Origin of the sequence: Methylobacillus sp., assembly GCF_036844465.1 — a bacterium.
Classification (GTDB): domain Bacteria; phylum Pseudomonadota; class Gammaproteobacteria; order Burkholderiales; family Methylophilaceae; genus Methylobacillus.
In genome coordinates this window covers 169,684-193,454 of record NZ_DAIUFW010000007.1, presented here as the reverse complement: position 1 = coordinate 193,454, position 23,771 = coordinate 169,684, and the positions used below count along the sequence as shown (strand labels likewise).

The 23,771-nt window shown below is 51.8% G+C and carries 36 protein-coding genes; 31 read left to right on the top strand and 5 right to left on the bottom strand.

Annotated elements, in window-relative coordinates; genetic code table 11:
- The first annotated feature begins 133 nt into the window (after positions 1-133).
- From rpsJ to V7Z75_RS10890, 30 genes are all read left to right on the top strand, one after another.
- Positions 134-442: a 30S ribosomal protein S10 gene (gene rpsJ / locus V7Z75_RS11035; protein ID WP_011478646.1), complete on the top strand. Its 309-nt coding sequence runs from the start codon at positions 134-136 to the stop codon at positions 440-442.
- Between the two features lie 98 nt (positions 443-540).
- Positions 541-1,185 (top strand): 50S ribosomal protein L3, encoded by a 645-nt coding sequence (gene rplC, locus V7Z75_RS11030; protein ID WP_334108736.1) that lies wholly within the window; start codon positions 541-543, stop codon positions 1,183-1,185.
- On the top strand, positions 1,185-1,811 hold the full coding sequence (rplD, locus tag V7Z75_RS11025; RefSeq protein WP_334108735.1) for a 50S ribosomal protein L4: 627 nt from the start codon (positions 1,185-1,187) through the stop codon (positions 1,809-1,811). The genes rplC and rplD overlap by 1 nt, the downstream gene beginning before the upstream one ends.
- On the top strand, positions 1,808-2,116 hold the full coding sequence (rplW, locus tag V7Z75_RS11020) for a 50S ribosomal protein L23 (RefSeq protein WP_334108734.1): 309 nt from the start codon (positions 1,808-1,810) through the stop codon (positions 2,114-2,116). Before rplD ends, rplW begins: the two co-directional genes overlap by 4 nt.
- Before the next feature lie 8 nt (positions 2,117-2,124).
- Positions 2,125-2,958 carry a 50S ribosomal protein L2 gene (gene rplB, locus V7Z75_RS11015; RefSeq protein ID WP_334108733.1) on the top strand — a complete coding sequence of 278 codons (834 nt, stop codon included), beginning with the start codon at positions 2,125-2,127 and terminating at the stop codon, positions 2,956-2,958.
- A gap of 5 nt (positions 2,959-2,963) precedes the next feature.
- Positions 2,964-3,239: a 30S ribosomal protein S19 gene (rpsS, locus tag V7Z75_RS11010; protein WP_334108732.1), complete on the top strand. Its 276-nt coding sequence runs from the start codon at positions 2,964-2,966 to the stop codon at positions 3,237-3,239.
- Positions 3,240-3,249: 10 nt separating this feature from the next.
- Positions 3,250-3,579, top strand: a complete 330-nt coding sequence (gene rplV / locus V7Z75_RS11005) for a 50S ribosomal protein L22 (protein ID WP_334108731.1) — start codon at positions 3,250-3,252, stop codon at positions 3,577-3,579.
- Positions 3,580-3,589: 10 nt separating this feature from the next.
- Entirely contained in the window at positions 3,590-4,300 is a 711-nt protein-coding gene (gene rpsC / locus V7Z75_RS11000) for a 30S ribosomal protein S3 (RefSeq protein WP_334108730.1), read from the top strand.
- Positions 4,284-4,700 (top strand): 50S ribosomal protein L16, encoded by a 417-nt coding sequence (gene rplP, locus V7Z75_RS10995; RefSeq protein ID WP_334108729.1) that lies wholly within the window; start codon positions 4,284-4,286, stop codon positions 4,698-4,700. The genes rpsC and rplP overlap by 17 nt, the downstream gene beginning before the upstream one ends.
- Before the next feature lie 2 nt (positions 4,701-4,702).
- Positions 4,703-4,912, top strand: coding sequence for a 50S ribosomal protein L29 (gene rpmC / locus V7Z75_RS10990; RefSeq protein ID WP_334108728.1), 210 nt, complete (start codon positions 4,703-4,705; stop codon positions 4,910-4,912).
- Positions 4,913-4,923: 11 nt separating this feature from the next.
- Positions 4,924-5,196: a 30S ribosomal protein S17 gene (gene rpsQ, locus V7Z75_RS10985; protein ID WP_334108727.1), complete on the top strand. Its 273-nt coding sequence runs from the start codon at positions 4,924-4,926 to the stop codon at positions 5,194-5,196.
- Positions 5,197-5,362: 166 nt separating this feature from the next.
- Complete coding sequence (rplN, locus tag V7Z75_RS10980; protein WP_011478657.1) at positions 5,363-5,731, top strand: 50S ribosomal protein L14; 369 nt, start codon at positions 5,363-5,365, stop codon at positions 5,729-5,731.
- An 11-nt stretch (positions 5,732-5,742) separates the two neighbouring features.
- A complete protein-coding gene (gene rplX, locus V7Z75_RS10975; protein ID WP_334108726.1) occupies positions 5,743-6,060 on the top strand; it encodes a 50S ribosomal protein L24 in 318 nt (105 codons plus the stop codon).
- Between the two features lie 9 nt (positions 6,061-6,069).
- Entirely contained in the window at positions 6,070-6,609 is a 540-nt protein-coding gene (gene rplE / locus V7Z75_RS10970) for a 50S ribosomal protein L5 (RefSeq protein ID WP_334108725.1), read from the top strand.
- Between the two features lie 2 nt (positions 6,610-6,611).
- Complete coding sequence (gene rpsN, locus V7Z75_RS10965; protein ID WP_334108724.1) at positions 6,612-6,917, top strand: 30S ribosomal protein S14; 306 nt, start codon at positions 6,612-6,614, stop codon at positions 6,915-6,917.
- 14 nt (positions 6,918-6,931) lie between these two features.
- Positions 6,932-7,327: a 30S ribosomal protein S8 gene (rpsH, locus tag V7Z75_RS10960; protein WP_309564201.1), complete on the top strand. Its 396-nt coding sequence runs from the start codon at positions 6,932-6,934 to the stop codon at positions 7,325-7,327.
- A 10-nt stretch (positions 7,328-7,337) separates the two neighbouring features.
- Positions 7,338-7,871, top strand: a complete 534-nt coding sequence (gene rplF / locus V7Z75_RS10955) for a 50S ribosomal protein L6 (RefSeq protein WP_334108723.1) — start codon at positions 7,338-7,340, stop codon at positions 7,869-7,871.
- Between the two features lie 9 nt (positions 7,872-7,880).
- Positions 7,881-8,234: a 50S ribosomal protein L18 gene (rplR, locus tag V7Z75_RS10950; protein WP_334108722.1), complete on the top strand. Its 354-nt coding sequence runs from the start codon at positions 7,881-7,883 to the stop codon at positions 8,232-8,234.
- Positions 8,235-8,249: 15 nt separating this feature from the next.
- A complete protein-coding gene (gene rpsE / locus V7Z75_RS10945; RefSeq protein ID WP_334108743.1) occupies positions 8,250-8,759 on the top strand; it encodes a 30S ribosomal protein S5 in 510 nt (169 codons plus the stop codon).
- Positions 8,760-8,761: 2 nt separating this feature from the next.
- The gene (rpmD, locus tag V7Z75_RS10940) at positions 8,762-8,959 is read left to right on the top strand and encodes a 50S ribosomal protein L30 (protein ID WP_334108721.1); all 198 of its coding nucleotides are present in this window, start codon (positions 8,762-8,764) and stop codon (positions 8,957-8,959) included.
- Positions 8,959-9,393 (top strand): 50S ribosomal protein L15, encoded by a 435-nt coding sequence (gene rplO / locus V7Z75_RS10935; RefSeq protein ID WP_334108720.1) that lies wholly within the window; start codon positions 8,959-8,961, stop codon positions 9,391-9,393. The genes rpmD and rplO overlap by 1 nt, the downstream gene beginning before the upstream one ends.
- Before the next feature lie 43 nt (positions 9,394-9,436).
- A complete protein-coding gene (gene secY / locus V7Z75_RS10930) occupies positions 9,437-10,723 on the top strand; it encodes a preprotein translocase subunit SecY (RefSeq protein ID WP_442919912.1) in 1,287 nt (428 codons plus the stop codon).
- Between the two features lie 14 nt (positions 10,724-10,737).
- Positions 10,738-10,956 (top strand): translation initiation factor IF-1, encoded by a 219-nt coding sequence (gene infA / locus V7Z75_RS10925; RefSeq protein WP_334108718.1) that lies wholly within the window; start codon positions 10,738-10,740, stop codon positions 10,954-10,956.
- 22 nt (positions 10,957-10,978) lie between these two features.
- Complete coding sequence (gene rpmJ / locus V7Z75_RS10920) at positions 10,979-11,092, top strand: 50S ribosomal protein L36 (protein WP_013147060.1); 114 nt, start codon at positions 10,979-10,981, stop codon at positions 11,090-11,092.
- A 123-nt stretch (positions 11,093-11,215) separates the two neighbouring features.
- Positions 11,216-11,578 (top strand): 30S ribosomal protein S13, encoded by a 363-nt coding sequence (gene rpsM / locus V7Z75_RS10915; RefSeq protein ID WP_334108717.1) that lies wholly within the window; start codon positions 11,216-11,218, stop codon positions 11,576-11,578.
- Between the two features lie 13 nt (positions 11,579-11,591).
- The gene (gene rpsK, locus V7Z75_RS10910; RefSeq protein ID WP_230346590.1) at positions 11,592-11,981 is read left to right on the top strand and encodes a 30S ribosomal protein S11; all 390 of its coding nucleotides are present in this window, start codon (positions 11,592-11,594) and stop codon (positions 11,979-11,981) included.
- Between the two features lie 80 nt (positions 11,982-12,061).
- Positions 12,062-13,048 carry a DNA-directed RNA polymerase subunit alpha gene (locus tag V7Z75_RS10905; protein ID WP_334108714.1) on the top strand — a complete coding sequence of 329 codons (987 nt, stop codon included), beginning with the start codon at positions 12,062-12,064 and terminating at the stop codon, positions 13,046-13,048.
- Between the two features lie 10 nt (positions 13,049-13,058).
- Positions 13,059-13,454 carry a 50S ribosomal protein L17 gene (gene rplQ / locus V7Z75_RS10900; RefSeq protein WP_334108713.1) on the top strand — a complete coding sequence of 132 codons (396 nt, stop codon included), beginning with the start codon at positions 13,059-13,061 and terminating at the stop codon, positions 13,452-13,454.
- A gap of 319 nt (positions 13,455-13,773) precedes the next feature.
- The gene (mgtE, locus tag V7Z75_RS10895; protein ID WP_334108742.1) at positions 13,774-15,213 is read left to right on the top strand and encodes a magnesium transporter; all 1,440 of its coding nucleotides are present in this window, start codon (positions 13,774-13,776) and stop codon (positions 15,211-15,213) included.
- Positions 15,210-16,520, top strand: coding sequence for a mechanosensitive ion channel family protein (locus V7Z75_RS10890; protein ID WP_334108711.1), 1,311 nt, complete (start codon positions 15,210-15,212; stop codon positions 16,518-16,520). The genes mgtE and V7Z75_RS10890 overlap by 4 nt, the downstream gene beginning before the upstream one ends.
- Positions 16,521-16,629: 109 nt before the next feature.
- Here V7Z75_RS10890 and rpmG read toward each other — a convergent pair whose 3' ends face one another.
- The 4 genes from rpmG to coaBC all read right to left on the bottom strand — a co-directional run bounded on the left by rpmG (position 16,630) and on the right by coaBC (position 18,807).
- Positions 16,630-16,785: a 50S ribosomal protein L33 gene (gene rpmG, locus V7Z75_RS10885; protein WP_067267382.1), complete on the bottom strand. Its 156-nt coding sequence runs from the start codon at positions 16,783-16,785 to the stop codon at positions 16,630-16,632.
- Positions 16,786-16,795: 10 nt separating this feature from the next.
- Entirely contained in the window at positions 16,796-17,032 is a 237-nt protein-coding gene (gene rpmB / locus V7Z75_RS10880) for a 50S ribosomal protein L28 (RefSeq protein WP_011478680.1), read from the bottom strand.
- Between the two features lie 85 nt (positions 17,033-17,117).
- Positions 17,118-17,570, bottom strand: a complete 453-nt coding sequence (gene dut, locus V7Z75_RS10875; protein WP_334108703.1) for a dUTP diphosphatase — start codon at positions 17,568-17,570, stop codon at positions 17,118-17,120.
- 10 nt (positions 17,571-17,580) lie between these two features.
- A complete protein-coding gene (coaBC, locus tag V7Z75_RS10870) occupies positions 17,581-18,807 on the bottom strand; it encodes a bifunctional phosphopantothenoylcysteine decarboxylase/phosphopantothenate--cysteine ligase CoaBC (protein ID WP_334108702.1) in 1,227 nt (408 codons plus the stop codon).
- Positions 18,808-18,875: 68 nt separating this feature from the next.
- Between coaBC and radC the strand changes: the two genes are divergently transcribed.
- A complete protein-coding gene (gene radC, locus V7Z75_RS10865) occupies positions 18,876-19,550 on the top strand; it encodes a RadC family protein (protein ID WP_334108700.1) in 675 nt (224 codons plus the stop codon).
- A gap of 53 nt (positions 19,551-19,603) precedes the next feature.
- On the opposite strand, the gene V7Z75_RS10860 is transcribed toward radC, so the two are convergent.
- Entirely contained in the window at positions 19,604-23,770 is a 4,167-nt protein-coding gene (locus V7Z75_RS10860) for a sulfite reductase subunit alpha (RefSeq protein ID WP_334108698.1), read from the bottom strand.
- Position 23,771 lies beyond the last annotated feature (1 nt).

The window sequence follows — 23,771 nt, the reverse complement described above, 5'->3', positions numbered from 1 at the left end:
CGTGAAGGCGGCCGTACCGTCGGTGCTGGCGTCGTGGCTAAAATTATTGAGTAAGAAAATACTCTAAAGTGAGCCGCAAACATTTAATGTTTGCGGCTTTTTGCTCTTTGAAATCGCTCTTTAAGGAAATAACATGGCAGCTCAAAAAATCCGTATCCGCCTCAAGGCATTTGATTACCGTTTGATCGATCAATCCGCGCTTGAGATCGTTGAAACGGCCAAGCGTACTGGCGCAGTGGTAAAGGGTCCAGTGCCTTTGCCAACTCGTATTGAGCGCTTTGATATTCTGCGTTCTCCACACGTCAACAAGACATCCCGTGATCAGTTCGAAATTCGTACTCATCAGCGTCTGATGGATATTGTTGATCCAACCGACAAGACAGTCGATGCATTGATGAAGTTGGATCTTCCAGCCGGTGTTGATGTAGAGATCAAGCTGTAACTTGTGTTTTTGCAGTGGGTCGGATATAATCCGACCCTTTCGCGTAACCGGGTCGGTCAATTGCAATCGGCCTTTTTAATTATTATAAGGAATCGATCATGAGCTTAGGGCTTATTGGTCGCAAGGTGGGCATGACCCGCATCTTTACTGATGAAGGCGAAAGCATTCCAGTAACGGTGCTTGAGGTCGTGCCTAACCGTGTGACACAGATCAAGACAGCTGCAAGCGATGGCTATACAGGCCTTCAAGTCGCTTATGGCGAGCGTCGTGCCAGCCGTATTGGCAAGGCATTGACCGGTCATTATGCCAAAGCTGGTGTTTCTGCCGGCGTTGGTATCAAGGAATTCCCCGTTTCTGGCGAAGTATTGGCCAGCTATGCAGTAGGTGGGCAAGTCACGGTTGAACTGTTCCAGGCTGGGCAGTTGGTTGATGTGACAGGCACATCCATCGGTAAGGGTTTTGCTGGTGGAATCAAGCGTCACAACTTTGGTTCCGGTCGTGCAACCCATGGTAACTCCAGATCCCATAATGTGCCTGGTTCCATTGGTATGGCGCAAGATCCGGGTCGTGTTTTCCCTGGCAAGCGTATGCCTGGTCACCTGGGGGCTGTGAAGACTACTGTGCAGAATCTTGAGATTGTGCGCATAGATGCTGAACGCAACCTGTTGTTGATCAAAGGTGCGGTTCCTGGCTCTAAAGGCGGCGATGTTGTCGTGCGCCCTAGTGTGAAGGTGAAGGCATAATGGAAATCAAGTTAATCGATAAGAATGGCAAGCCGGCAAAGGCTGGTTTGGCTGTTTCTGAAACGACTTTTGGTCGTGAATTCAACGAGGCGCTGGTTCATCAGGTGGTGGTCGCTTATCAGGCGAACGCCCGTACTGCTACCCGTGCTCAGCTGACTCGTGCAGAAGTTACGCATACTACCAAGAAGCCATGGAACCAGAAGGGTACAGGTCGTGCTCGTGCTGGTATGAGCTCCAGCACTATCTGGCGTGGGGGTGGTCGTGCATTTCCTAACACTCCTGATGAAAACTTCAGCCACAAGATCAATCGCAAGGCTTATCGTGCCGGTGTGCGTTCCATCTTGTCCGAGCTGGTGCGTCAGGAACGTTTGGTTGCAGTTGAAGAATTTGCAGTTGATACACCAAAAACTAAGCAATTGGTTGAGAAAATCAAGAATCTTGGTTACAACGAAGGTGTGTTGGTGTTGGTAGATCAGTTCGATGAAAATCTGTATCTGTCTGCTCGCAACCTGCCGCACGTTCTGGTGCTCGAGGCGCAATATGTTGATCCTGTGAGCTTGGTTCGCTTCCCGCAAGTCTTGGCTACTACAGGTGCTGTTAAGAAGCTTGAGGAGATCCTGGCATGAGCGCATTGAGTATTCAGGAACGTTTGCTGCAAGTCATTCTTGCACCGCAAATTACAGAAAAAGCTACCCGTGTTGCCGATAAGCATCAGCAAATTGCCTTCCGTGTGCGCACAGATGCGACCAAGCCCGAAATCAAGGCTGCGGTTGAATTGGTGTTCAAGGTGGAAGTTGATGCTGTCACTGTGGTCAATGTGGGCGGCAAGGTAAAGCGTGCTGGTCGTACATTCGGCCGCCGCAAGGATTGGAAGAAGGCTTATGTGAGCCTGAAGCCAGGTCAAGAAATTAACTTCGCAGCGGGCGAATAGGAGAAATCATGGCACTGATTAAAGTCAAGCCTACTTCCCCAGGCCGGCGCGCCGTAGTCAAGGTGGTGACACCTGAACTGCACAAGGGCAAGCCCTATGCGCCGCTGTTGGAGAAGCAAAGCAAAAAAGCTGGCCGTAACAATAACGGCCATATTACGACACGTCACCAAGGTGGCGGTCACAAGCAGCATTACCGTATTGTTGATTTCCGTCGTAACAAGGATGGCATCCCGGCCAAGGTCGAGCGTCTGGAGTATGATCCAAACCGCAGCGCGCACTTGGCATTGCTGGTGTATGCAGACGGCGAGCGTCGTTACATTATTGCTCCTCGCGGTGTTTCCGCTGGCACGCAATTGGTGAGCGGTTCTGATGCGCCTATCCGCGCAGGTAATGCATTGCCTTTACGCAACATTCCTGTCGGTAGCACGATCCATTGCATCGAATTGCAGCCTGGCAAGGGTGCGCAAGTTGCGCGTTCTGCTGGAACCTCCGTGCAGTTGCTGGCGCGTGAAGGCAGCTACGCTCAATTGCGTTTGCGTTCCGGCGAAGTTCGCCGTGTTCACGTTGACTGCAAGGCAACGATCGGCGAAGTAGGTAATGAAGAACACTCCCTGCGCTCCATCGGTAAGGCTGGTGCTGTGCGTTGGCGCGGTGTTCGTCCTACTGTCCGCGGTGTGGTCATGAACCCTGTCGATCACCCGCACGGTGGTGGTGAAGGTAAAACTGCTGCTGGTATGAACCCTGTCAGCCCATGGGGTCTGCCAACCAAGGGTTATCGTACGCGTAGCAACAAGCGTACTGACAACATGCGCGTTAGCCGCCGTCCTGCGAATAAGAGGTAATCAATATGGCACGTTCAATTAAAAAAGGGCCATTCGTGGATGGCCATCTGGCAAAGAAGGTGGAAACGGCTGTTGCTGGTCGTGACAGAAAGCCAATCAAGACTTGGTCTCGTCGCTCTACCATCCTGCCTGATTTCATTGGTTTGACCATTGCGGTCCACAACGGCAGACAACATGTGCCGGTGCTGGTTACAGAAAACATGGTAGGTCACAAGCTCGGCGAATTTGCGCTGACCCGTACGTTCAAGGGTCACGCAGCCGACAAGAAGGCCAAGAGGTAGGAGAATGACGATGGAAGTATCTGCAGTATTAAGAGGTGTTCATCTGTCCCCACAGAAGGCTCGCTTGGTGGCTGACCTGATTCGCGGCAAGAAGGTGGATCATGCACTTAATATCTTGGCATTCACTCCGAAAAAGGGTGCTGAAGTGATCAAGAAAGTAGTTGAGTCTGCTATTGCCAATGCCGAGCACAATGAAGGCGCCGATATCGACGAATTGAAGGTAACTTCGATTTATGTCGACAAGGGCTTGGTGTTGAAGCGTATTCGCGCTCGCGCCAAGGGTCGCGCCGGACGGATTATCAAGCCAACTTGTCACATCACTGTGACTGTTGGTAACTAAAGGAATCGTTATGGGTCAGAAAATTCATCCGTTTGGTTTCCGTCTGAGCGTCCAGAAAAACTGGTCTTCTCGTTGGTATTCCAATAGTAATAATTTCCCTGCGATGCTGAACAGCGACATCAAGGTGCGCGACTTCCTGAAGAAGAAGCTTGCTCATGCAGCTGTCAGCAAGATCGTGATCGAGCGTCCTGCCAAGAACGCCAAGATCACCATCTACAGCGCGCGTCCTGGCATCGTGATCGGCAAGAAGGGCGAGGACATTGAATCCTTGCGTTCCGGTCTGCAAGGCTTGATGGGTGTTCCTGTTCACTTGAACATCGAAGAAGTTCGCAAGCCTGAAATTGATGCGACGTTGATTGCTGAAAGCATTGCGCAGCAGCTTGAAAAGCGCGTGATGTTCCGTCGCGCAATGAAGCGTGCGATGCAGAATGCAATGCGCTTGGGTGCACAAGGTATCAAGATCATGAGTTCCGGTCGCTTGAATGGTATCGAAATTGCGCGTACCGAGTGGTACCGCGAAGGCCGCGTGCCTTTGCATACCCTGCGTGCTGATATCGATTATGGTGTGGCTGAAGCCAAGACTACCTACGGTATTATTGGCATCAAGGTGTGGGTGTTCAAGGGCGAAGTGTTCGGCAACAAGGCTGAACAAGTAGCTGCGCCTGCTGAGCCAGAAAAGAAAGTAAGAAAGTCGGGGGCAAAAAATGCTGCAACCAGCTAGACAGAAATTCCGTAAGATGCAGAAGGGCCGCAACAAGGGCATCGCAACTACTGGTAACAAGGTAAGCTTTGGCGAGTTCGGTCTGAAGGCAATTGGTCGTGGTCGACTGACCGCACGCCAGATTGAAGCGGCGCGTCGTGTGATGACCCGCCATATCAAGCGTGGTGGTCGTGTATGGATCCGCGTCTTCCCAGATCAGCCGATTTCCAAGAAGCCTGCTGAAGTGCGTATGGGTAACGGTAAGGGTAGTACCGAGTACTACATTGCCCAGATCCAGCCTGGCAAGATGTTGTATGAAATGGACGGTGTCAGTGAAGAGCTGGCACGTGAAGCTTTCCGTCTGGCTGCTGCCAAGCTGCCGGTCGAGACTACCTTCATAACTCGTCATATTGGGAGCTAGTCATGAAAGCGTCCGAATTGAGAAACAAGACTGTTGAAGAGTTGAACAATGAGCTGATCGAATTGCGCCGTGCGCAATTCTCCTTGCGCATGCAACTTGCAACTCAACAACTGAACAAGGTTGATCAGGTAGGTAAAGTACGCCGTGATATCGCTCGCGTTCGTTCTGTGCTTGCTGAGAAAGCCAAATTGGCCAACGCGAGCAAAGCTTAAGCGGAGTTATTATGAGCGAAAATCAAACTGAAAAACTGGTTCGCACTCTTAGTGGTCGTGTCGTAAGCGACAAAATGGATAAGACTGTGACCGTCCTCGTTGAGCGCAAGGTGAAGCATCCCTTGATCGGCAAGGTTGTCCGTCGTTCCAAGAAGTTCCATGCTCACGACGAGAGCAACGAGTGCAAAGAAGGAGACTTGGTTGTTATTGAAGAAAGCCGTCCGCTTTCCAAGACCAAGACCTGGCGTGTAAGCAAGATTGTAGAAAAAGCACGTATCGTGTAATCAAATTTAATGTCCTTTCACTTGCAAATGAGTGAAAGGACATTATATAATGTAAGACCTTTTGGCGCCCAGACAAGCTGGCGCCCCAATACTGACCGTAGTGCTGTCAGCCGTTTTTGACAAGCGGCTGGTGTTGGTTTAACGGATTAAGTTGGAGATTATTCTCATGATTCAAATGCAGTCTCGGCTGGATGTTGCCGATAACACCGGTGCGCGTTCCGTAATGTGCATCAAGGTGTTGGGTGGTTCTAAGCGTCGTTACGCTGGCATTGGTGACATCATCAAGGTTAGTGTCAAGGATGCCGCTCCACGTGGCCGCGTCAAAAAAGGCGAGGTTTATAGCGCGGTTGTTGTGCGTACTGCCAAGGGTGTTCGTCGTCCAGACGGTTCCTTGGTCAAGTTCGACAGCAATGCTGCAGTATTGTTGAACAATAAGCTGGAACCGATTGGTACCCGTATTTTCGGGCCGGTGACACGTGAGCTGCGTGGCGAGCGTTTCATGAAGATCGTTTCTCTGGCACCCGAAGTTCTGTAAGGAGTTGCTGGATGAGTAGGATTCGCAAGGGTGATGAAGTCATCCTAAATACAGGTAAGGACAAGGGTAAGCGTGGCACTGTATTGCAGGTGCTGGCGACTGGCCAGGTTCTGGTCGAAGGCATCAATATTGTGAAGAAGCATGCCAAGCCCAACCCCATGCGTGGTGTGGCTGGCGGCATTATTAGCAAGGAAATGCCAGTCGATATTTCTAATGTTGCTTTATTCAACCGTGCCACCCAAAAGGGTGATCGCGTTGGCTTCAAGACATTGGATGATGGCCGCAAGGTGCGTGTATTCAAGTCCAATGGCGAAGTTGTGGACGCATAAGGGTAGATCATGGCTCGTTTAAAAGATTTTTATAAGGACACCGTGGTTAAACAGCTGGTTGAGCAGTTTGGCTACAAGTCTGTGATGGAAGTGCCTCGCATTGAAAAAATCACCCTGAACATGGGTGTGGGCGAGGCTGTGGCTGATAAGAAGGTCATGGAAAATGCCGTGGCTGACCTGGAAAAGATTGCCGGTCAGAAGGTGGTTGTGACCAAGGCTAAGAAGTCTATCGCGGGCTTTAAGATCCGTGATGGTTATCCGGTGGGCTGCAAGGTGACTTTGCGTCGCGAACAGATGTATGAGTTCCTGGATCGCCTGATTACAGTCGCTATTCCTCGCATTCGTGACTTCCGTGGTATTTCTGCTAAGTCGTTCGACGGTCGTGGCAACTACAATCTGGGTGTGCGTGAGCAGATTATTTTCCCGGAAATTGAATACGACAAGATTGATGCTTTGCGTGGTTTGAATATCACGATCACTACAACAGCAAAGACTGATGATGAGGCGCGTGCGCTCCTCTCCGCATTCAGCTTCCCATTTAGGAACTAATCATGGCAAAAACCTGCATGATCGAGCGCGAGCAAAAGCGTCGCGACACAGTGAAGAAATATGCAGCCAAGCGTGCTGAGTTGTTCACGGTTATCAATGATGTAAATGCATCTGCCGAAGACCGTCGCGCTGCGCGTAACAAGCTGCAAAGCCTGCCACGTAATTCCAGCCCTGTCCGCCAGCGTAACCGTTGCGCGTTGACTGGCCGTCCACGTGGTGTATTCAGTAAATTCGGCATTGCGCGCGGTAAGCTGCGCGAATTGATGATGCGTGGCGAAGTGCCAGGTGTCACCAAGGCTAGCTGGTAACGGAGGGATTTAGTATGAGTATGAGTGATCCGATTGCCGATATGCTGACGCGTATCCGTAATGCGCAAAGCACTAACAAGGTCTCTGTTTCCATGCCGTCATCCAAGCTCAAGCGTGCTATTGCAGCCGTGCTGAAGGATGAAGGTTACATTGATGATTTCGCTGTGCAGGATGCCGATGGCAAGCCGCAGCTGAACATCAGCTTGAAGTACTATGCTGGCCGTCCAGTGATTGAGAAGATTGAGCGCGTAAGCCGTCCAGGCCTGCGCATCTATCGCGGCAATCAAGAGATTCCAGTGGTAATGAATGGGTTGGGTGTGACGATTGTTTCCACATCCAAGGGTGTAATGACTGATCGTAAAGCACGTGACGCCGGTATCGGTGGCGAAGTGCTGTGCGTAGTGGCTTAAGGAGAAAGCAATGTCTCGTGTAGCTAAGAATCCAGTCGCTATTCCTGCCAAGGTTGAAGTCGTGCTGAGCGCCAGCAATATTGCTGTCAGTGGTCCGCTGGGCAAGCTGTCGCTGCCTTTGAGCGGTGATGTTGCCATTGAGAAGGATGGCGACAATCTGACATTTGCTGTCAGCCGTGATACGCAGCATGCGCGCGCAATGTCTGGTACGGTGCGTGCGCTAGTATCCAATATGGTGACAGGTGTTTCCCAGGGCTTTACCCGCAAGCTTACGCTGATCGGTGTGGGTTATAAGGCTCAGGCGCAAGGTGCCAACCTGAATCTGGATTTGGGTTTTTCCCATCCTGTGGATCATAAGATGCCTGAAGGCGTTACCGTGCAAACACCAACTCCGACCGAGATCGTGTTGACAGGCGCTGATAAGCAGGTGGTTGGTCAGGTCGCCGCACAGATTCGTGCGTATCGTGCTCCAGAGCCTTATAAGGGCAAGGGTGTACGTTATGCTGATGAAGTGGTGATTATCAAAGAAACCAAGAAGAAGTAAGGTGTAGCTATGAATAATGTTGATTCACGTCTGCGTCGTGCACGTAAAACCCGTGCCAAGATCGCCGAGTTGAAAGCTATCCGCCTGAGTGTGCATCGTAGCAATAGCCACATCTATGCTCAGATTATTGCCGAAACTGGAGATAAGGTTCTTGCCAGTGCTTCTACCCTTGAGGCGGAAGTGCGCAAAGAGCTGAAAAATGGCGGTAATCTTACCGCTGCTGCAGTAATCGGTAAGCGTATTGCAGAAAAGGCCAAGGCTGCAGGTGTTACTACTGTTGCATTTGACCGTTCTGGCTACAAATACCATGGTCGTATCAAGGCGCTGGCTGATGCCGCGCGTGAAAACGGTCTGTCCTTCTAAAGACTGAGGTTGATGATGGCAAAAGTTGAAATTGAACAGCAGCAGACCGACGGTTTGCGCGAGAAGATGATCGGCGTCAATCGCGTCACCAAGGTGGTGAAGGGTGGTCGTATCATGAGTTTTGCCGCACTGTCCGTAGTAGGTGACGGTGACGGTGGTGTAGGTATGGGCAAGGGCAAGGCACGTGAAGTTCCTGTTGCTGTACAAAAAGCAATGGACGAAGCTCGTCGCAGCATGATCAAGGTAAGCCTGAACAATGGCACCCTGTATCACGCTGTCACCGGTGTTCACGGTGCTGCCAAGGTATTCATCCAGCCTGCTTCCGAAGGTACCGGCATTATTGCTGGCGGCGCAATGCGCGCGATCTTCGAAGTGATGGGCGTGACCAACGTATTGGCGAAATGTATTGGTTCCACCAATCCATACAACGTCGTTCGTGCCACACTGAATGGCTTGAACTCCATGAATACTCCTGCAGAGATTGCCGCAAAGCGTGGCAAGAGCGTTGAAGAAATCAGAGGTTAATCATGGCTAAGACAAAGAAAGCAACTGATTCGATCAAGGTGACCTTGGTTAAGAGCACTATCGGTAGAATCCAGTCTCATCGTGCATGTGTCGCTGGCTTGGGTCTGCGTCGTCTGAATCAAACCGTTGAGGTGCAGGATACTCCTGCCAATCGCGGCATGATCAATGCGGTGAGCTATCTGTTAAAGGTGGAAGCGTAATGAAACTGAACACTATCAAGCCTGCAGAAGGCGCTAAACACGCCAAGCGTCGTGTTGGTCGTGGCATTGGTTCCGGCTTGGGCAAGACTGGTGGTCGTGGCCACAAGGGTCAAAAGTCCCGTGCTGGCGGTTTCCACAAGGTGGGTTTCGAAGGCGGTCAAATGCCTTTGCAACGTCGTTTACCTAAGCGTGGCTTCAACTCCCTGACCAAGGCTGATACTGCCAATGTGCGTACTGCTGATCTCGTTCGTGTTGAAGCTGACGTGATTGATATTCTGGCCCTGAAGCAAGCCAATTTGGTTTCCGGCAGTATCCGTGCAGTTAAGGTCTATCTGTCTGGCGAAGTTACTCGCGCCGTGACCGTACAAGGCTTGACTCTGAGCAAGGGTGCGCGTGCTGCGGTTGAAGCAGCTGGTGGAAAAATCGTAGAGTAATTGATTCGTGGCTAACGATAGTATTTTTGGTGCGGTGGGAAAAATGAGCGAGTTGAAAAACCGCTTGTTTTTCGTATTGGGTGCTCTGATTGTTTTCCGCCTTGGCGCGCATATTCCGGTCCCTGGTATTGATCCGGATGTGCTTGCAAGACTGTTTGAATCTCAGAGCGGCGGTATCTTGGGCATGTTCAACATGTTCTCGGGCGGTGCCTTGGAACGGTTTACCATTTTTGCCCTGGGTATCATGCCGTATATCTCGGCTTCCATCATCATGCAGCTCCTGACCGTGGTGTCCCCACGTATGGAGCAGCTGAAGAAGGAAGGCGAAAGCGGTCGCCGCACCATTACCAAATATACGCGTTACGGCACAGTATTTCTGGCAACTTTTCAGGCGCTGGGAATTGCGATTGCACTGGAAGGCCAGGCTGGCTTGGTATTGGATCCTGGGCTCATGTTTCGCTTTACCACGGTGATTACCTTGGTTGGCGGCACCATGTTCCTGATGTGGCTGGGCGAGCAGATTACTGAGCGCGGTATTGGTAATGGTATTTCCATCATTATTTTTGCTGGTATCGTTGCGGGTCTGCCGCATGCGATTGGTGGCACGCTGGAGTTGGCGCGTACAGGAGCATTCTCAATTCCGCTAGTGCTATTCCTGTTTGTTGCTGCTGTGCTGGTGACTGCGTTCGTGGTGTTTGTTGAACGTGGTCAGCGCAAGATTACTGTGAACTATGCAAAGCGTCAGGTGGGCCGTAAGGTATTTGGTGGTCAGACCAGCCATTTGCCTTTGAAGCTGAACATGGCCGGTGTAATTCCACCAATTTTTGCCTCCAGTATCATTTTGTTTCCAGCAACCATGGCTGGCTGGTTTGGTAGTCACGAAAGTATGTCTTGGCTGAAGGATATTGGCTCTACCTTGTCTCCAGGTCAACCGCTGTACATTATTTTCTTTGCTACTGCGATCATATTCTTCTGTTTCTTTTATACGGCTTTGGTATTCAACCCAAAAGAAACGGCAGATAACTTGAAGAAGAGTGGTGCATTTGTTCCAGGTATCAGGCCTGGAGAGCAAACTGCGCGATATATTGACCGTATTATGGGTCGTCTGACCCTGGCTGGTGCCTTGTATATCACAGCAGTATGTTTGCTTCCTGAGTTCCTGATTCTGAAATTCAATGTGCCGTTCTATTTTGGTGGTACTTCGTTGTTGATTATCGTGGTTGTAACCATGGATTTTATGGCTCAGGTGCAATCCCATCTGATGTCGCAACAGTATGAAGGCCTGCTGAAAAAAGCTAACTTTAAGGGTGGTGCGGGTCTCCCGCGTTAATTGGTAGCAGCAGCATGGCAAAAGAAGATCGCATTGAAATGCAGGGCGAGGTTGTCGAGAACCTGCCGAATGCAACGTTTAGAGTCAAACTGGAAAATGGTCATATCGTATTAGGCTATATTTCCGGCAAGATGCGTATGCACTATATTCGTATCCTGCCCGGTGACAAGGTCACTGTGGAAATGACTCCTTATGATTTGTCGCGTGCGCGGATTATATTCCGCGCCAAATAAGATTTTTGCAAAGAGGTGAAAGATGAGAGTTCGTGCATCAGTGAAGGCATTGTGCCGTAATTGCAAGGTGGTTCGTCGTCGTGGCGTTGTGCGTATTATTTGCACTGACCCACGCCACAAACAACGCCAGGGTTAATTCGGTAACGTGGTTTTGAGTGTGCTGGTTTTTAATATTTGTTAAAAATCAGTCAAGCTGTTAAAATTTTGGGCTTTTTTGGCGACTTGATTAAACGATGCGCCATTATTTTGGAGTAGCTACATGGCTCGTATAGCAGGGGTGAATATCCCAAATCATAAACATACTGAAATCGCATTGACTTCGATTTACGGTGTGGGCCGTACTACGGCAAAACAAATTTGTTTGGCTGCAGGCGTATCTGCGACAGCGAAGATCAAGGATCTGAATGACGCTGAAGTCGAGAAGCTGCGTGATGAAGTCGCCAAGTTGCAGGTGGAAGGTGACCTGCGCCGCGAAATCACAATGAACATCAAGCGTTTGATGGACCTGGGTTGCTACCGTGGCATCCGTCATCGCCGCGGTTTGCCAGTGCGTGGTCAACGTACCAAGACCAATGCGCGCACCCGCAAGGGACCAATCAAGCCTATCAAGGCATCCAAGTAAGGAATAGCAAACAATGGCTAAAGCTAACGTACGCGTACGCAAGAAAGTCAAAAAGAATATTGCCGAGGGTATTGCCCACGTGCATGCTTCTTTCAACAACACTATCATCACTATCACTGATCGTCAGGGCAATGCGTTGTCCTGGGCGACTTCCGGTGGTCAAGGTTTTAAGGGCTCCCGCAAGAGTACACCTTTTGCTGCTCAGGTGGCTGCTGAAGCTGCTGGTAAGGCTGCGCAGGAGTGTGGTGTGAAGAATCTTGAAGTGCGCATCAAGGGTCCAGGCCCAGGCCGTGAATCTGCAGTGCGTGCATTGAATGCTGTAGGTTTCAAGATTACCAGCATTTCTGATGTAACACCTGTACCACACAACGGTTGCCGTCCACCTAAAAAGCGCCGTATCTAAGTTGATACAGGGTTTCAACCACGATAATGTATTTGTCGTGGTTATTTATTTGAAGAAATCTAAGGACCGTAAGGATAGCTATGCAAAACAGTCCGACTGAATATTTGAAGCCGCGCGTCGTTGACGTTGAGGTGATCTCCCCTGTGCGTGCACGGGTGACACTGGAACCGATGGAGCGTGGTTTTGGTTACACGCTGGGTAATGCCCTGCGTCGAGTATTACTGTCTTCTATTCCTGGCTTTGCCATTACTGAAGTCAAGATTGATGGCGTGGTGCATGAGTACTCAACACTGGATGGAGTGCAGGAAGATGTCGTTGATATCCTGCTGAATCTCAAGGGTGTGGCACTCAAGCTGAATAGCAAGAGTGAAACCACCTTGACGCTGAAGAAGAGTGTTGAAGGCGTAGTGACTGCGGGTGATTTTGATACTGGACATGATGCAGAAATTGCCAATCCGGAACATGTCATCGCACATCTGACCAAGGGTGGCAAGCTAGATCTTGAGGTCAAGGTGGAAATGGGCCGTGGCTATCAGCCGGTGCCGCAACGCCAGAAGAGTGAGGATGAAGACCGTGTATTGGGCTTTATCCAGGTGGATGCTTCTTTTAGCCCGATCAGCAAGGTAAGCTACCAAGTGGAAAGCGCTCGCGTTGAGCAACGTACTGACCTGGACAAGCTGATCATGGATGTCGAGACCAACGGCGTGGTTGAGCCTGAACAGGCGATTCGCGATGCAGCGCGCATCCTGATGGGGCAGCTTTCTGTATTTGCTGATCTTGAAGGTGCTCCTTCTGAGATTGAAGTCAAGCAGGCGCCACAAGTGGATCCTATCCTGTTGCGTCCGGTCGATGACCTGGAACTGACGGTACGTTCTGCCAACTGCCTGAAGGCTGAAAATATTTATTACATTGGTGATCTGATTCAGCGTACTGAAAACGAGCTGTTGAAAGCACCAAATCTAGGCCGTAAATCTTTGAATGAGATTAAGGATGTACTGGCCTCCAAGGGCCTGACATTGGGCATGAAACTAGAAAACTGGCCACCTGCGGGCCTGGAAAAGGTGTGAGGGAATCACTATGCGTCATCGCAACAGCAATCGTAAATTAAACCGCACCAGCAGCCATCGTCAGGCTATGCTGCGTAACATGGCAAACTCCTTGCTTCGTCATGAAGTAATCAAGACCACTTTGCCCAAGGCCAAGGAATTGCGCCGTGTGGCTGAACCTTTGATTACCCTGGGCAAGGAATCCACATTGGCTAACCGTCGCCTGGCATTCAGCCGTCTGCGTGATCGTGATATCGTTGGCAAGCTCTTTAATGAGTTGGGTCCTCGTTATCAGACACGTAATGGAGGCTACCTGCGCATCCTGAAGTGTGGTTTCCGTGTAGGTGACAATGCGCCTATGGCGTTGGTTGAACTGGTGGATCGTCCAGAACTGGCTACAGATGGTGAAGTTGTAGCAGCTGAATAATATCAGCCATCAATCATCGAGTTAAAAAAGCCGGTCAAGAACCGGCTTTTTTATTGTTGTTACATGGCATGATTGTTTGCGAATATTACGGTGCATGAATTTGTAGGGTTGATTGTCAAAGCTGATTCATTATTTGCGTGTATAAAGGACAATGGCTGGATTATTGCGGAAGATTTGTTGATAACGAGTAGTACTGCAAGAAAAAATTGAAAGAAACAGATTCAGCTTGATGGGCGTGTGTCCGTGCTGAATTTAAATTTCTTACTGCGTCCAATGCTTGCGCGGCATTGACTTAATGATGAGTACGGGTTTCGAGGACATGACGGATATTCAGGAATCAAAAGAAAGCTTGCAGGAAAGTTTGCAGCAGGTGATTACTCTGCTGAACAAGCACCGTCTGGTTGAGGAGCTGGTACACAAGCAAGATATGCCCAAGCAGGAGCTGGTGCAGACACTGGTGCATAAGCAGAACCTGGTTGAGTTGCAGAAGAAGCTGGATGCCCTGCATCCAGCTGATGTGGCCTATATTCTGGAGGCGTTGCCGCTAGAGCAGCGTCTCGATGTCTGGGATATGGTGAAAGCAGAGCGGGATGGGGAAATTCTGCTTGAAGTATCGGATGCCGTTCGCCAGACACTAATCGCGGACATGGACAGCGACGAGTTGCTAGCCGCTGCTGAACAGCTTGATACCGATGAGCTGGCGGACCTGGCGCCTGACTTGCCACGGGATGTGTTGCAAGATCTGCTTGATAGCCTGGATAGCCGCAACCGTGAACGCCTGCAGTCCGCGCTGGGTTATTCCGAAGATGCAGTGGGCGCGCTGATGGACTTTGATATTGTCACGATCCGTGAGGATATCACCCTGGAGGTGGCGCTGCGTTATCTGCGCCGGATTGGCAGCCTGCCTGACCATACCGATAAATTGTTTGTCGTTGACCGTGATGATGTATTGCGCGGTGTTCTGCCGCTGAAGCGACTGGTGGTGAATGATCCGGATGCCAGCGTCGCCGAGATCATGGCGGACGATGCCGTGATGTTTCATCCCGAAGACAAGGCGGACGAGGCTGCCAAGGCCTTCGAGCGGTATGACCTGGTGACGGCGCCAGTGGTGGATGCAAGTAATCGCCTGATCGGGCGTCTTACGGTGGATACGGTAATGGACTATATCCGTGAAGAAGCGGAAAGCGACATGCTCTCCATGGCTGGTCTGCGCGAAGAGGAAGACATTTTCTCCTCGGTCTGGAAATCAGTGCAAAACCGCTGGACTTGGCTGGCGATTAACCTGGTGACGGCATTTCTTGCTTCCCGGGTGATTGGCCTGTTTGAAGGCTCGATCGAGAAGATTGTGGCGTTGGCAGCCTTGATGCCGATTGTAGCAGGCATGGGCGGCAATTCTGGTAACCAGACCACTACCATGATCGTGCGCGGCCTGGCTTTGGGGCAAGTGTCGGGATATAACACAAAATCCATGTTGATCAAGGAAACTGGCGTGGGCCTGATCAATGGCTTGATCTGGGGCAGCGTACTCGGGGTGATCGCCTATTGGTTATACGACAATGCCGCACTTGGCGTGGTGATGGCTGCTGCGATGACGCTGAACCTGTTATTGGCTGCGATCATGGGGGTGATGATTCCACTGGTGATGTCGACCAAATTCAACCGCGACCCGGCGGTGGGTTCCAGCGTCCTGATCACGGCGGTGACAGATAGTGGAGGTTTCTTCATTTTCCTCGGACTTGCGACGATTTTCCTGTTATGAACAATCCCTTATATAACGCCTGGCAAGAGCTGGCGCATGATTTCTCAACTGCAACAGTTCTGTGGCAGGTTGGCATCTTGCTTATCAGCCTGGCGATTGCCTGGTCTATTAATAGTTTCCAGCGTGGACGCTTGAATCGCAGTAACGTGCACCGGGCAGCTGTGGAAGGCTTGACGCGCATTCTGTTCCCCATTTCTTCCCTGGTGATGGTATCTATCGGCCAGCTGGCCATTAGCCACTGGTACAGCGCCAGTCTGCTGGAGTTAGCTTCCCGATTGCTGATTGCTATGGCGGTGATACGTCTGGCTGTTTACGTGCTGCGCTATGTGTTCTCACCCAGTGGCTGGCTCAGGACGACAGAAAATATATTTTCCACCACGGTCTGGCTGATTTTGGTACTGCATGTCACAGGCGTGCTGCCAGATATTCTGGACGCGCTGGACAGCGTACGCTTCAACATCGGCAAGAGCCCAGTCAGTCTGCTGCTGGTAATCCAGGGGTTGCTGACGGTATTGGTGACGGTATTCATTGCCTTGTGGTTGAGTCGCCTGATCGAAAACAAACTGATGCAGGCTACCCATATCAATCTCAATATGCGGGTGGTGATCAACAAGGTGATCCGCATTGCCTTTGTGTTTGTAGCAGTGCTGATTGCCTTGTCGGCAGTGGGGCTGGATATCACCTTGTTGTCTGTATTTGGTGGTGCATTGGGCGTGGGTTTGGGTTTTGGTTTACAGAAAATCGCCAGCAATTATGTCAGCGGTTTCATCATTCTGCTGGATGAGTCCATGAGCCTGGGAGATTTTGTTACCATCGGCTCGTATTACGGCAGCGTGCAGGAATTGCGCTCGCGCTATATGGTGTTGCGGCAACTGGATGGAACGGATGTGATCATCCCGAATGAGACTCTGATTACCAGCGCGGTGGTGAACCATACTGCCACCCGGCGCAGGGTCAAGCTGAGCTTGCCGATACAGGTGGGTTATGATACTGACCTGCGTTCCACACTGGCATTGATGGTTGAGGTGGCAAAACGCCATCCGCGTGTCATGCAGGATCCGGAACCGGATGCCAAACTGGTCGGCTTCGGCGAGAGTGGGATTGATCTTGGTTTGAGCGTGTGGGTGGCCGACCCGGAAAATGGTGCGGGCAATATTCCATCAACGGTGTATCTCGACCTCTGGGACGAGTTCAAGGCGCGAGGCATATCCATCCCTTACCCGCAACGTGAAATCCGTATCCTGGACTCAGGAATGAGTATGGAGCCAGTATCAATGGCCTCCGCAGACGTTGCGAGCAGTAAATAATAGAAAAGTGCTGCGCCAAGCTGGTTTTTGCGGGTGAGTTTTTAAAGGATGCAAGCAATAAAAAAGCCCGCAAATGCGGGCTTTTTTCTTTTTTATTGAGCTGAGATTATTATTTCAGCTTGGTTTCCTTATACAGGACATGCTTGCGGACGACAGGATCAAACTTCTTGATCTCCATCTTCTCAGGCATGGTGCGCTTGTTCTTGGTCGTGGTATAGAAGTGACCTGTACCTGCGCTGGATTCCAGTTTGATTTTTTCACGCATGATCTAGTCCTTAAATCTTTTCACCGCTGGCACGCAGATCAGCCAGAACAGCATCGATACCATTCTTGTCAATAGTGCGCAGAGCAGCATTGGTAATACGTAGGCTAACCCAGCGGTTTTCGCTTTCAACCCAGAACTTGCGATTTTGCAGGTTGGGAAGGAAACGACGCTTGGTCTTGTTGTTTGCGTGGGAAACATTATTCCCAACCATCGGCTTTTTGCCGGTTACCTGACATACGCGTGCCATGGCGAACTCCGAAATTCGAAAAGACCGCATTTATACCATGAAAACGCGAACCCTTTCAAGAGAATTCAAAGATTTTATTCTGGCGTCAATGTTTTCCGGTACTGCCGAAACCGCCTTCGCCCCGTTCACTGCTGACGAAATCGTCCACGATATTGAAGCTGGCCTGCACTACGGGTACGATGACCATCTGGGCGATGCGCTCCATGGGGTTGAGGGTGAAACTTTCCGTGCCGCGGTTCCAGCATGACACCATGAGTTGCCCCTGGTAGTCGGAATCGATCAGCCCCACCAGATTGCCGAGCACGATGCCGTGTTTGTGACCCAATCCCGAACGCGGCAAGATCAGAGCGGCATAGTGCGGATCAGCAAGATGAATCGCCATGCCGGTCGGGATCAGAGTAGTTTCACCGGGGACGAGTGTCTGGGGTTGTTCAATACAGGCTCGCAGATCCAGGCCAGCAGAGCCGGGGGTGGCATAGTCGGGCAAAGAGGATTGCAGGCGAGGGTCCAGAATTTTGACGTCTATCTTGAGGCTCATGAATAACTTTCTAGCTTGATTGTTCTTTTCTTGATGCGGTTCGGGTGGCGCAGCTATCCAGCATGGTGGCGATATGTTGCAGCAAGCCACGTGCCAAGGTGATTTTGGGTGCCGGAGGCAGGGGATGGGTGCCTTGGTCATCGAGCAGCACCAGCTGACTGTCGTCTTTCCCCAACGCTTCGCTGGCGAGGTTGGCGGCAATCAGGGGTAAGCATTTTTTAAGGCGTTTTTCTTCGGCGTATTGCAGCAGGTTCTCGCTTTCCGCGGCAAAGCCGACGCAGAATGGCGCATCGGTGCGGCCAGCGACGGTGGCGAGGATATCCGGGTTGGGCTCCAGCACGAGGGTGAGCACCGCCGCGCTTTTCTTCAGTTTGTGTTCGCTGAGTTGGGCTGGCCGGTAGTCCGCGACGGCAGCGACCGAGATAAAGATATCCTGACCCTGCAGGTTGGCTTCCACAGCGGCTAGCATGTCTAGCGCGCTGGTGACAGGAATCGTGCGTGCCTGAGAGGGAGGCGGCAACGCTACCGGCCCGCTCACCAGCGTGACCTCCGCGCCCATCTCAATGGCGGCGCGGGCGATGCTGTAGCCCATTTTTCCCGAACTATGATTGGTGATGGCGCGCACCGGGTCGATTGCCTCATGGGTGGGTCCCGCGGTGATAAGGATGCGTTTGCCGGTAAAGAGCTGAGGCTGGATGCGAGCCAGCAGCAACTCAAGCAGCTCTTCCGGCTCCAGCATGCGGCCTGGGCCGGTTTCGCCACAGGCTTGCGCGCCGCTGGCCGGGCCGAATACGGTGACGCCGTCATGCTGCAACTGGCGGATATTGCGCTGGGTCGCCGGGTTTTTCCACATCTGCTGGTTCATGGCAGGCGCCACGAACAGTTTGCAATCCCGCGCCAGGCATAAGGTCGAGAGCAGGTCGTCGGCGATGCCGTGCACCAATTTTGCGACAAAATCCGCGCTGGCGGGCGCAACCAGGATGGCATCTACTTGACGCGAAAGGTCGATATGCGCCATGCCGTTGCCAGATTCAGGCTGCCACAAATCGGTATGCACAGGATTGCCTGACAATGCCTGGAAGGTCATCGGTGTGACAAACTGCGTGGCGGCCTGGGTCATAGCCACGTGGACATCAATTCCTTGTTTGGTCAGCAACCTGACCAGCTCTGCGGATTTGTAGGCGGCAATGCCGCCAGTGATGCCGAGCAGAAGTTTTTTTATGGAATAATGGCTCATCGGAATGGTGTGCAGATGCAGTGAAACTGCGCTATGGACTTGCTTGATTCTATATGAAAGGCTGAACTGTGGCGATTACTGATTGGCCAGAAGGTGAGCGGCCCCGCGAGAAGCTGTTGGCAAACGGGGCGATGGCGCTTTCTGATGCTGAGCTGCTGGCTATTTTCCTGCGCATAGGCGTGACGGGCAAAAGCGCGGTTGACCTGGCGCGCGACCTCCTCACGCGATTTTCCAGCCTGAACGGCATATTTGCTGCAACCTTGCCGGAGATCGAACAGGTGCATGGCATGGGCGTCAGCAAGTTTGTGCAGCTGCAGGCGATTTTCGAGATGAGCCGCCGCGCCTTGCTGGAGGAAATGCAGGAGCGTGACGTGCTGACCTCGCCGCAGGCGGTGCGGCAATATTTGAGCCTGAAAATCGGGGCCTTGCCGCGCGAGGTGTTCATGATCATTTTTCTCGATGCGCAGCACAGGGTATTGGCAGTTGAGGAAATGTTCAGCGGCACATTGACGCAAACATCGGTTTATCCACGCGAGGTCGTCAAGCGCAGCCTGCACCATAACGCCGCTGCCGTGATTTTTGCCCATAACCATCCATCGGGTGTGCCTGAGCCTAGCCAGGCAGACCGGATGCTGACAGACTCCCTGAAAGCTGCCCTCACACTGATCGATATCCGCGTGCTGGATCACTTCGTTGTGGCGGGTAATCAGGTAGTTTCATTTTCTGAACGTGGACTGCTGTAAATGCTGGCGGGTTTATTTCTAGTTTCTAACCCAGCTAGTTTCATGTGCCTGAATCAGTACACATCCCGCACATAGCGCTTGTCTTGTGACATTCTGGTCACATATTGCACGGCAGCTTCTTGGCTTAGATTGCCATGGGTTTGGACAATCTGCTTGAGCGCCGTATCCACGTCCTTCGCCATCCTGCTGGCGTCACCGCATACGCAGAAATGCGCGCCTTGCTCCAACCATTGCCATAGTTCGGCGCCGTTTTCCAGCATGCGATGTTGCACATAGATCTTTTCTGTCTGATCTCGGGAGAAAGCGGTATCCAGTTTATGCAGATAACCAGCCTGTTGCATAGCAGCTAGTTCTTCGCGGTAGTAGAAATCCGTTTCTTCGTGTTGTTCGCCAAAGAACAGCCAGTTCTTGCCGGTTGCTCCCAGCGCTTGGCGTTCCTGCAGGAACGCACGAAATGGCGCGATGCCTGTGCCTGGGCCGACCATGATTAAGGGAGTTTCTGGTTGCTTGGGCGGACGGAAGTGTGCGGATTTCTGCAGGAAAATTGGCACATCGCCGTTAATGGCACGATCTGCGAGAAAGGTGGAGCATACTCCGCCGCGAAGTGCATATTCGCTGTTATAGCGTACCGTCGACACTGTCAAGTGGACTTGATCAGGAAACTGCCTAGGGCTGGAGGAGATGGAATAAAGGCGTGGCTGCAGGCGTTTCAACACCGATAGCCACGTATTGGCCTCTACTTGTTTGATCGGATAAGCGTGCAATAGATCCACAATCTGTTTGCCCCAGAGCCATTGCTTGAGGTCGGCTTTATGTTTTTCATCAAGCAAGGTGGCCAGTTCCTGACTCCCTGAGCGTGTGCTGATGAACTGCAGTAATTCTGGTGTGATGCGGGCGATTTCGTAATGATGCGACAAGGCTTCCACCATTGTGGCCTCTCCATGGTCTTTAACATGGACTTTGGTGGATGGGGATAGATTCAATGCAGTCAGTAACTCTCCAACAAGTTCAGGACTGTTGGTGGGCCAGACACCGAGTGCATCGCCTGCCTCATAGTCGAAATGACTGTGGCTGATATCGAATGCAAGTTGTCTAACTTCTTTTGCCGAATTCTCGGCATTCAGACGTTGATTCACAACAAGCCTCGCTTGCAGTGGACGCTGGCGTGTATAGCCGACAGGTAACGTTATGCTGGCTGCCAGGCCTTCAATGGCATCGCCATCAGCCGATACCAACTCTGTCTGCCTGACTGTAACCTGCTGATTGCTAAGGGCTGTTACTACCTTGCGCAGCCAGAGGCGGGCAGTATCAGTATATTCTGGCTCACAGTCTGCGCGCTCAATGATTCGGCTTGCTCCAAGTGTGGCCAGGCGCATATCAAGGTTACGACCGAAACCGCAGAACTGATCATAGTTGGAATCACCAAAGGCCAGCACTGCATAATGCAATGCTGGTAATGCAGGCACATCTTCAGCCTGCAATGCAGACCAGAATTGGCTGCCATTATCGGGCGGGTCGCCATCACCGAAGGTACTGGCCAGTAACAGCACATGGGATGTCTTGAGCAGATCGGCTGGATTTACATCATTCATGCTGCTGAGCGTGGTTTGCCAGCCTGCTGCCTGCAAATGATCCACGCATTCTCCTGCGAAGGTTTCTGCATTGCCAGTTTGTGATGTCCAAAGAATATGGATGCTTGGACTGGGCGCACTGCCGTTGTCTGCTGATTGCTGAACGGGTTTTTCGGATGGCGCAATCCAGGTTCTGGCAAACAGGCCAGCCAGTATGCCGTCCACCAGTGTCCGCCGTTCCGGATGCAGTGGTGCGGTGACTGGAATGGTCGGAATGCCGCCAGCCTTGCGGGAAGCATCGCTACGCAGACCTGTGACATAGCCTTGTAGATAGAGCTGTTCTTCCGGTTCAAGTTGAATGGCTGGGGAAGTGTCCAGACCGAGTAATTGGGTCAAGGCATCAATATCTTGCATTGCAATTTCCTTCGTATTGCTTGTATCGGCTTCTGCCTCATGGTGAATTTGCTGGTCATGAATGCTGGGTGAGGTGGCAGTTGGCGTTTCTGTTACCTTGCTCAGGGCAACCGCACTGAATTTGAACTCAGGCTGTTGTGATAATGGATCGATGGCATCGCTGGTGACGGCATTGATCGCCAGGTCGTCGCCAAAAACATCGTTCCAATGGAAAGGGGCAAAACAGTTGCCCGGCAATACGCGCCCAGTCACGATGGCAGGCAGGATGGCACGACCACGTCGGGAGCGGACTTCCACAGGGTGTTTATCCTGAATTTCCAATACAGCGGCATCCTCAGGGTTGATTTCAATAAATGGGCCGGGATTCAGCTTGTTCAGGGTCGGGATCTTGCCGGTTTTGGTCATCGTGTGCCATTGATGTTGCAGGCGCCCGGTGTTGAGCACGATAGGAAAATCCTGGTCAGGCATTTCTGCAGGAGGTAGATAGGGGCGGGCAAAAAATATTCCCTTGCCGCTTTCCGTGGCGAAGGCAATCAATGGACTGCTGCCATCTTCATTGATTTTGTGCTTCTGGCTGATGCCATCATTGATATAGCGGATAGGGTGACGATTCTCGGCACTGTCGGGCGGGCAAGGCCATTGTAGCGGGGTCTCGCGCAGGCGGTCGTGACTCGCACCGCGGATATCGTAGCCAGTCTTGTGGTTCGAGGTGCGGCGGATTTCATTGAACACTTCATCTGCCGAGGCATAACTGAAGCCATCCGCATACCCCATTTCACAGGCAACCCGGGCGATGATTTGCCAGTCTGCCATGGTGTCTCCCGGAGGATGTACTGCTTGCTGCATCAGTGTCATGTTGCGTTCGGAGTTGATCATGACTCCTTCGGCTTCTGCCCATAAGGCACCGGGCAATAGAATGTCGGCGTAGCGGTTGGTCTCGGTATCGAGAAAGGCATCCTGGGTGATGACCAATTCAGCCTGTTGCAGCGCTGAGATCACATTCTGACGGTTGGCAACACTGGCGACGGGGTTGGTGCAGATAATCCAGCATGCCTTGATCTTGCCGGCAGCCATTTGTTCGAACATGGCAACAGTGCCACCTGCCGAACGGGTATGCAAGGTACCTGCTGGCACGCCCCAGAGTTCTTCAATAAACTTCCGATCCTGTTCGACCAGTACAGAGCGCTGGCCGGGTAACCCAGGACCCATATAGCCCATCTCACGACCACCCATGGCATTGGGTTGGCCTGTCAGTGAGAACGGCCCGCTACCAGGGCGGCATATGGCACCTGTAGCTAGGTGCAGGTTGCAGAGCGCGTTGGTATGCCAAGTGCCGTGCGTACTCTGGTTCAGGCCCATGGTCCAGCAACTCATCCAGTTTTTTGCCTGGCCTATCCATTCAGCAGCCTGACAGATATCAGCTTTTGCAATGCCAGTGATCTCCGACACTTTTTCAGGTGTGTAATCTTCCAGAAATTCCGGCATGACTTCCCAGCCTTCGGTGAAGCTGGCAATGAATTCAGGGTTGGTATGACCATGCTTGTGCAGCAAATGCAGCAGGCCATTGAGCAATGCCATATCGGTGCCTGGCTTGATTTGCATAAACAGGTGAGCCTTGTCGGCGGTGGTATTGCGGCGTGGGTCAACTACGATCAGCTTGGCGCCAGCCTTGACCCTGTCCATCAGGCGCAGGAACAGAATGGGGTGGCAGTCAGCCATATTGGCGCCAATGACGAAGAACAGGTCAGCCTGGTCAAAATCCTGATAAGAGCCTGGCGGACCATCGGCACCCAGTGAAAGTTTGTACCCACTTCCAGCACTTGCCATGCACAGTCTGGAGTTAGACTCGATATTATTGCTGCCAATGTAGCCCTTGATCAGTTTGTTGGCCAGATATTGGGCTTCGATTGACATTTGTCCCGAGACATACAGCGCCACGGCATCAGGGCCATGTTCGTCGATAATAGCGCGCAGTCGATGAGCAGCTTCCTTGATGGCGGTATCAAGGGTCGTACGACATAGCTCTTCGTAACGTTGCTGGCGCATATAAGCATGCTCCAGCCTGCCAGAATCTGACAGCGCCTGGGCACAGGTATTGCCCTTGGTGCACAGACGGCCAAAGTTGGTAGGGTGTTCCTTGTCACCTGTCACTTTGATCACACGGTTGTTCTGCACTTCCATGACAATGCCGCAGCCGACACCGCAGTAAGGACAGACTGATTTCACTGTTGTCATG